The organism is Mesorhizobium sp. M0518 (genome assembly GCF_040321125.1).
In the GTDB taxonomy this organism is placed as follows: domain Bacteria; phylum Pseudomonadota; class Alphaproteobacteria; order Rhizobiales; family Rhizobiaceae; genus Mesorhizobium.
In genome coordinates this window covers 566047-572907 of the sequence record NZ_JAMYQY010000001.1, presented here as the reverse complement: position 1 = coordinate 572907, position 6861 = coordinate 566047, and the positions used below count along the sequence as shown (strand labels likewise).

Sequence of the window (6861 nt, the reverse complement as noted above, 5' to 3'; positions counted from 1 at the left end):
GTTTATAAGCCACACCGAGCGATTGCCGGGGGCTAACCCAGGCCCCTACCAACGCCCCCACGCCGCCGGTTGCGGGCCCACCTCTCCCCCGCCTTCGGCGGGGGCGAGGAACCCAGGTTCTGAGAAGCCTGGCGCGGCGGCATGCGGCATAGCTGCGCCTGTTCTGCGCCGCAGTGTTTTTCCTCCCCTTGCATGCAACTCACTTGGCGTTTAGCAAAGCGCCGGTTCAAATTCTTTCTGGGACGGTTCTCCATGGCAACGAAGCATCTTTTCCTGCTCCCCGGCGACGGCATCGGTCCGGAGGCCATGGCCGAGGTCAAGAAACTGATCGCGGTCATGAACGACAAGCTCGGCAGCGGTTTTGCCACCGATGAGGGGCTGGTCGGCGGCTGCGCCTATGACGCGCATGGCGCGGCGATCTCCGATGCCGACATGGAAAAGGCGATGGCGGCCGACGCGGTGCTGTTCGGCGCCGTCGGCGGTCCGAAATGGGATGCGGTGCCCTACGAGGTGCGCCCTGAGGCCGGCCTGCTGCGCCTGCGCAAGGACATGGAGCTGTTCGCCAATCTGCGCCCGGCCATCTGCTATCCGGCGCTGGCGGCGTCCTCCTCGCTCAAGCAGGAGGTGGTCGAGGGTCTAGACATCCTCATCGTGCGCGAGCTGACCGGCGGCGTCTATTTCGGCGAGCCGAAGCAGATCATCGATCTCGGCAACGGCCAGAAGCGCGGCATCGACACGCAGGTCTACGACACGTTCGAGATCGAGCGCATTTCGGGCGTCGCCTTCGAACTGGCACGCACGCGCAAGAACCACGTCACTTCGATGGAAAAGCGCAATGTGATGAAGTCGGGCGTGCTGTGGAACGAGGTCGTCACCCAGACCCACAAGGCGCGCTATTCCGACGTCAAGCTCGACCACATGCTGGCCGATGCCGGCGGCATGCAGCTGGTGCGCTGGCCAAAGCAGTTCGACGTCATCGTCACCGACAATCTGTTCGGCGACATGCTGTCCGACATCGCCGCCATGCTGACCGGCTCGATCGGCATGCTGCCGTCGGCCTCGCTCGGCGCGCCTGACGTGAAGACCAAGAAGCGCAAGGCGCTGTACGAGCCGGTGCACGGCTCGGCCCCCGACATCGCCGGCAAGGGCATCGCCAACCCGATCGCCATGATCGCGTCCTTCGCCATGTGCCTGCGCTATTCCTTCGGCATGGTCGAGGAAGCCGACCGCGTCGAAAGCGCGATCGCCGCTGTGCTCGACGCGGGCCTGCGGACGAAAGACATCATGTCCGATGGCATGACCGAGGTCGGTACGGTCGAGATGGGCGACGCGATCATCGCCAAATTCCTGGGCTGATATCGTGACGGTCGACGTCCGCTGGGCGACGATCGAGGACGCGACGGCGCTCGCGGCCATATTGTGCGAGATGGCGGTTCACTACCGGCAGCCACCTCTCGATGCCGGCCGGGCCGTGTCTGCCGCACGAAAATGGCTTGGCGAGGAAAGCCCGGCCTATCTGCATTTCGCGCTTGCCTTCGTCGACGGCGAGGTCAGCGGCCTGGCGTCGGTGGCGATCGCGCACCCCGGTATCGATCTCGAGCGGCTGCTGTTCCTCAAGGACCTGTTCGTGCGCGACAAAGCCCGCAACGCCGGCGTCGGCCGGGCGCTGATCGGCTTTCTCGCCGATCATTGCCTGCGCGAAGGCATCGGCCGCATCGACCTGACCACCGAGGACTGGAACGAGGGCGCGCTGCGTTTTTACGGCCGGCTTGGCGCCGAGCGCCACGGCCAGAAGGTCTTTCTCAGGCTTTCGGGTGAGGCGTTGAAAAGCGGCTAGATCCTGACGCCTGCCGGCACTGGTCCCCAAGGATTTTCGCCCACCTGGGACGGCAGAAGTCCGAAGACCAGCAAGGCAATGCTGCCAATGGGAGTGATGAAGCCCAGCAGTGCAAACCAGCCGCTCAGACCCGCGTCATGCACACGCCGCACGACGAGGGCAATCGACGGCAGGATCAATCCCGAAAAGAAAACCAGGAAGGGTATGAGCCCTATGGCCCTCATCGTCGTCCTGTCCGCATTGGTTTTGAAGCCATTGAACGCTAGGTCAACGAGTATTCCGAAGCCTAGAAGCGCCAATATCCCGAGGGTGTAGAATAGCCAGAAGGCCCAGAATTCCTTGCGGCGGGCGCGACCTTTGAAATTGCTATAGTCCGCAATTATCGCGCGCCAGAAGTAAGCCCACAGACCCATGGAATAGGCGGGCCTGCTCTCGGCCGAACGGCGTGGCTGGCCCGTGCTTGGCGATGGCGCTGTCGGGGTGACGGCGACTATATCGTGCGCCGTACCGTCATCCGGTTGAAACTCGACAAGGGTGCCCCTGGCGAGGGTCACTTCATGGCTCACATCGTCACGGGCAAAGATATAACGCTTGCTGTCGATTCCGTCGATGTAGCCGTAGTCCTGATCCTGATCGTAGTGGAATATCGTGCCACGCATGTTTCTCCCCCGCGTTGCGCAAATACTACCCAGGGTTGTTTGTGATTGCAATACACGTGGCGGCTAAATCCTGACACCCGCCGGCACCGGCCCCCACTGGTTTTCCCGGGCCTGCGTCGGGATCAGCGCGAAGACCAGGATGATCAGGCTGCCGATGGTCGGGATCAGGATCAGCAGGCTGAGCCAGCCTGACAGGCCGATGTCGTGGAGCCGGCGCACGATCATGCCGAGGCTAGGGAGCAGTGTCGCCAGCAGGAACGTGCCGCACAGCCCGACCGTTATCGCGCCCGAAATATCACTGTCGAAACCGCCCATATCCATATCGGTGTACAGGCCGATGCCGCCGATGATCAGCAGGCAAACCGTCCAGAACAGGCAGTAGCCCCAATATTCCTTGCGGCGGGCGCGGCCGGCGAAATTGAAGTAGTTCTGCGTCACGCCGCGCCAGAAATAGCCCCAGAGATCGCTGGGTTCGGCCGGCTCGGAGGAGCGGCCGAAATGCTGTGCCGGGGGCGGGGTTGCCGCGGCCTTGCTGCCGGCTTGAGTCGGTGCGGGGTTCGTGCCGGCGTCAGTGGCCGAAGTAGCGGTCGGAGCAGCGATCGAAAAGACGTCGCGCGCCTGGCCGCCACCCGGCTGGAACTCGACGGCCGTGCCTTTGGGCATGGCGGTCTGCCGGCGCAGGTTCTCGCGGGTGAAGGTGTAACGGTTGCCGTCGGCCCCGGATATGAAGCCAAAGCCTTGGTCCTCGTCATAGTGAAGCACTTCGCCCCGCATTTGCCACCCCCCCGCTCGCCACGTCCAGCCGAAGGTTGCACAGGCCCGAGCCGATGGGCAAGCCAGCATAGCTACCCTCTTCGCGGCAAATGAAGCATAAGGCATCGAGTGCAACCGCCTTCGGCAGAAGCAGAACATGACAGTCGAGAGTCCTGACAGTAAAACCGTGATTGAAGATGGAGTGGAAAGACCTCCCAGGCTGGCCATCGACGCCACCGGCCTAACGTTCTGGCCGTCCGGCCAGGGACTTGTCGGCATCCCGCGGGTGGAAAGCTTTCTCGTCAGCGCAGCCCTGGCCGATCCCGACCCTTGCGTAGAGGTGGTGGCGTTCCGACCGTGGGAAGGCCGGTTTCGCCCCCTCGCTCCTTTCGAGCAGGACCATGTCGCGACGGGCGAGATTTCACCCTGGCGCCTCAAACGATGGCCTGGGAGACGCACGGCGATGTCGCAGGCCCTCGAAGCGGTGAGGCAGCAGCCATGGGGCAAGCGCGACGCCGACCGCCATCTCGCAAAGACGGTGACCCATGGCCGCAAAGGGATTGCCTATCAGGCGACCAGGCTGCTGATCCGGGCCTATCGGCTGTACCAGCGGGCGCGGACCCGGTCGGCCCCGCGTCAGGTTCCAAGCCAACCGGACGAGACTGAACGCGGCTTTGTCCTGATCAGCCATCACATTCTGACCGGGGACGACCGAGCCGCCGTCTCCGGGCGCGCCGGTGGCCTTGCGTTTCTTTGCCACGACCTCATCCCGACACTGCGCCCCGACATGGTTGGTATGAGCCCTGGCGAGGCTCGCTACGGGTCATATCTCGAGCACCTCGTGCGTTCCGGCGCGCCGGCATTTTGTGCATCCGACGAAGTTGGTGCGACGCTGACCGATCATATGCAACAGGCAGGCGTCACGCAGCCGGTGGTATATCGGTTTCCGATGCCGTCCATCCTGTACGAAACGGCTTCGCGCATGGGCGAGACTTCGCGCATCGAGGCCGACGAGCCGTTCGTGCTCTATTGCTCGACCATCGAAGTGCGCAAGAACCACATCCTGCTGGCACGGATATGGCAGCAGGCGCTCGACGAGGGCGTCACGCTGCCGCGGCTCGTCTGCGCCGGGCGCTGGGGCTGGATGATCGATCCGCTGCGCGCCTATCTCAAGGCCCATCCGAGATTGCTTGAGCGGGTTACGTTCACCGGAGCGATCAGCGATGAGGAGCTCATCCGATATTATCGCAGCGCTTCCTTTGGCGTCTTTCCCTCGCATATCGAGGGCTGGGGCTACGGCGCCTCGGAATGTCTCGATTTCGGCGTTCCCGTCATCGTCTCGACAGCGCCGGCGTTGATCGAGGCGAGCGGCGGGCTGATGCCGGTGGTCGATTCCAATGACCAGGCCGGCTGGTACGCTGCAATCCGCAGGATGGCGGAAGACCCGGACTGGCGCTCGTCGCTGACGGAACGCATCGCAAAGCAGCATCGCCCGACGGCGGCATCGGCCAGCTGGGCTGCCATCAAGGCTGGCCTGCAGGCAAGCGCGTCGCTCCGGCCGAAGTCCTAGAGCAATTCTAGGAAAAGTGTGAAGCGGTTTTCCGTCTAGAATTGCGTCAAAACAAAGAGTTAGAGCAGATCGCCGTTTCCGTGAAACGGTGAAATGCTCTAGGTGGGCCGCTTCTTCGCCTTCTTGTGCTTGGGCGCGCCGGTGGTGTCGAATTTCGGCTTGCCCGGCTTCTTCGCCCATGGCTTTGCCTCATGCGCGGTGGCCGGGCGCTGATCGACTGCTGCTGGTGCACGTTTTTCGAATTTGCGCTTCGGCGCGTTGGGGTCGAACGGCGCCTTGCCGCGATGCGGCTTCTTGTCGGGGCTTGGCGGCTGGTAGCCGGCGCGCGACAGATCGGGCGTGCCCTCGAGCCGCTTCACCAGGATGTTGCCTTGCAGCTTGCGATCGGGACCGATCGCGGCCAGGAAGCGGTCGGCCCAGTCGGCTGATATCTGCACGTAGGTCTCTTCCGGCTGCATCTTGATGGCGCCGATCTCGCGCTTCGAGATGCTGCCGATGCGGCACAGCATTGGGATGAGCCAGCGCGGCTCGGCATTTTGCCGGCGCCCGATCGACAGCGAGAACCAGACGCTGTCACCGAAATCGTCGCGGCGGCTGGGCGCCTCGTCGCGGCGCGCGAAACCTTCGCCTGCCGGTCTTTCACGCGACGGCGTGAAGGGCGCGATCTCCATGAGGTCCTCGGGCGCCGAGCGGCTGGCGCGGCACTGGCGCACGAAGGCGGCAGCCACTTGCTCGGCGCCATGTCTTGCGAGCAGCGCGTCGATGAAACCGCGCTCGTCTTCCTTCACCGGCTCGTCGAAAACCGGATCGGCCAGGATGCGCTCGTCGTCGCGCCGCATCACGTCGTCGGCCGAGGGCGGGCTCGCCCATGTCGCCTTGAGGCCGGCGTTCTGCAGCAGCCGCTCGGTGCGCTTGCGGGCGCTGTTGGGCACGATCAGCGCGCTGACGCCCTTGCGTCCGGCGCGGCCGGTGCGGCCGCTGCGGTGCAGCAGCGTTTCGGGGTTGGTCGGCAAATCGGCGTGGATGACCAGTTCGAGGTTGGGCAGGTCGATGCCGCGCGCCGCGACATCGGTGGCGATGCAGACTTTTGCGCGGCCGTCGCGCATTGCCTGCAGCGCATGGCTGCGCTCGTTCTGGCTGAGCTCGCCGGAGAGGGCGACGACGGAGAAGTTGCGGTTGTTGAAGCGCGCGGTCAGATGATTGACGGCGGCACGCGTGTTGCAGAACACCAGCGCGTTCTTGGCTTCGTAATAGCGCAGCACATTGATGATGGCGTTCTCGCGGTCGGGCTGGGCGACGCTCAGCGCCCGATATTCGATGTCGAGATGCTGCTTCTCCTCGCCGGCGGCCGAAATGCGCACCGCATCGCGCTGATAGCCCTGGGCGAGCGTGGCGATCGAGCGCGGCACCGTGGCCGAGAACATCAGCGTCCGGCGTTCGGCAGGAGCGGCGTCGAGGATGAATTCGAGGTCTTCGCGAAAGCCGAGATCGAGCATCTCGTCGGCCTCGTCGAGCACCACCGCCTTCAACGCCGACATGTCGAGCGAGCGCCGGGTGATGTGGTCGCGCAGCCGGCCGGGCGTGCCGACGACGATATGGGCGCCGCGCTCCAGCACACGCCGCTCCGAGCGCATGTCCATGCCGCCGACGCAGGAAGCCACGGTTGCGCCGGTCAGCTCGTAGAGCCATTCCAGCTCGCGCGTCACCTGCAAGGCGAGTTCGCGCGTCGGCGCCACCGCCAGCGCCAGCGGTGCGGCGGCGTGGCCGAAGCGCTCCGCGCCCTCAAGCAGGGTCGGCGCCAGAGCGAGGCCGAAGGCCACCGTTTTGCCGGAGCCGGTCTGCGCCGAAACCAGCGCATCGGCCGCGCCGAGTTCCGGCGCCACAACCGCCTTCTGGACGGGCGTCAGCTCGGAATAGCCGCGTTTCTCCAGCGCCCTGGCAAGCGCTGGAACAAGTGCTTCGAAGTTGGACATCTCACTCTTTCGGAATTTTAGGGTCCGCGCTCATCACGGAGCACATGCCGGGGCGGGCCTAGCGCCAGC

Annotated in this window: 6 protein-coding genes; 3 read left to right on the top strand and 3 right to left on the bottom strand. The window is 64.6% G+C overall.

Features of this window, described 5'->3' with window-relative positions; translation table 11 throughout:
- The first annotated feature begins 252 nt into the window (after nucleotides 1–252).
- Nucleotides 253–1356: a 3-isopropylmalate dehydrogenase gene (leuB, locus tag NKI66_RS02860; RefSeq protein ID WP_023814440.1), complete on the top strand. Its 1104-nt coding sequence runs from the start codon at nucleotides 253–255 to the stop codon at nucleotides 1354–1356.
- A gap of 4 nt (nucleotides 1357–1360) precedes the next feature.
- On the top strand, nucleotides 1361–1837 hold the full coding sequence (locus tag NKI66_RS02855; protein ID WP_023814441.1) for a GNAT family N-acetyltransferase: 477 nt from the start codon (nucleotides 1361–1363) through the stop codon (nucleotides 1835–1837).
- On the opposite strand, the gene NKI66_RS02850 is transcribed toward NKI66_RS02855, so the two are convergent.
- Nucleotides 1834–2496, bottom strand: a complete 663-nt coding sequence (locus NKI66_RS02850; RefSeq protein ID WP_023814442.1) for a DUF805 domain-containing protein — start codon at nucleotides 2494–2496, stop codon at nucleotides 1834–1836. The two genes, NKI66_RS02855 and NKI66_RS02850, sit on opposite strands and share 4 nt — an antisense overlap.
- A gap of 63 nt (nucleotides 2497–2559) precedes the next feature.
- Nucleotides 2560–3270: a DUF805 domain-containing protein gene (locus tag NKI66_RS02845; protein ID WP_128304295.1), complete on the bottom strand. Its 711-nt coding sequence runs from the start codon at nucleotides 3268–3270 to the stop codon at nucleotides 2560–2562.
- Nucleotides 3271–3451: 181 nt separating this feature from the next.
- On the opposite strand from NKI66_RS02845, the gene NKI66_RS02840 reads away from it, so the two are divergent.
- Entirely contained in the window at nucleotides 3452–4819 is a 1368-nt protein-coding gene (locus tag NKI66_RS02840; RefSeq protein ID WP_352442591.1) for a glycosyltransferase, read from the top strand.
- Nucleotides 4820–4917: 98 nt separating this feature from the next.
- On the opposite strand, the gene NKI66_RS02835 is transcribed toward NKI66_RS02840, so the two are convergent.
- Complete coding sequence (locus NKI66_RS02835; protein WP_352750711.1) at nucleotides 4918–6792, bottom strand: DEAD/DEAH box helicase; 1875 nt, start codon at nucleotides 6790–6792, stop codon at nucleotides 4918–4920.
- Between the last annotated feature and the right edge of the window lie 69 nt (nucleotides 6793–6861).

Coding starts and splice junctions, on each gene's coding strand:
- leuB (WP_023814440.1), top strand. CDS start 253: ATGGCAACGAAGCATCTTTTCCTGCTCCCCGGCGACGGCATCGGTCCG.
- NKI66_RS02850 (WP_023814442.1), bottom strand. CDS start 2,496: ATGCGTGGCACGATATTCCACTACGATCAGGATCAGGACTACGGCTAC.
- NKI66_RS02845 (WP_128304295.1), bottom strand. CDS start 3,270: ATGCGGGGCGAAGTGCTTCACTATGACGAGGACCAAGGCTTTGGCTTC.
- NKI66_RS02835 (WP_352750711.1), bottom strand. CDS start 6,792: ATGTCCAACTTCGAAGCACTTGTTCCAGCGCTTGCCAGGGCGCTGGAG.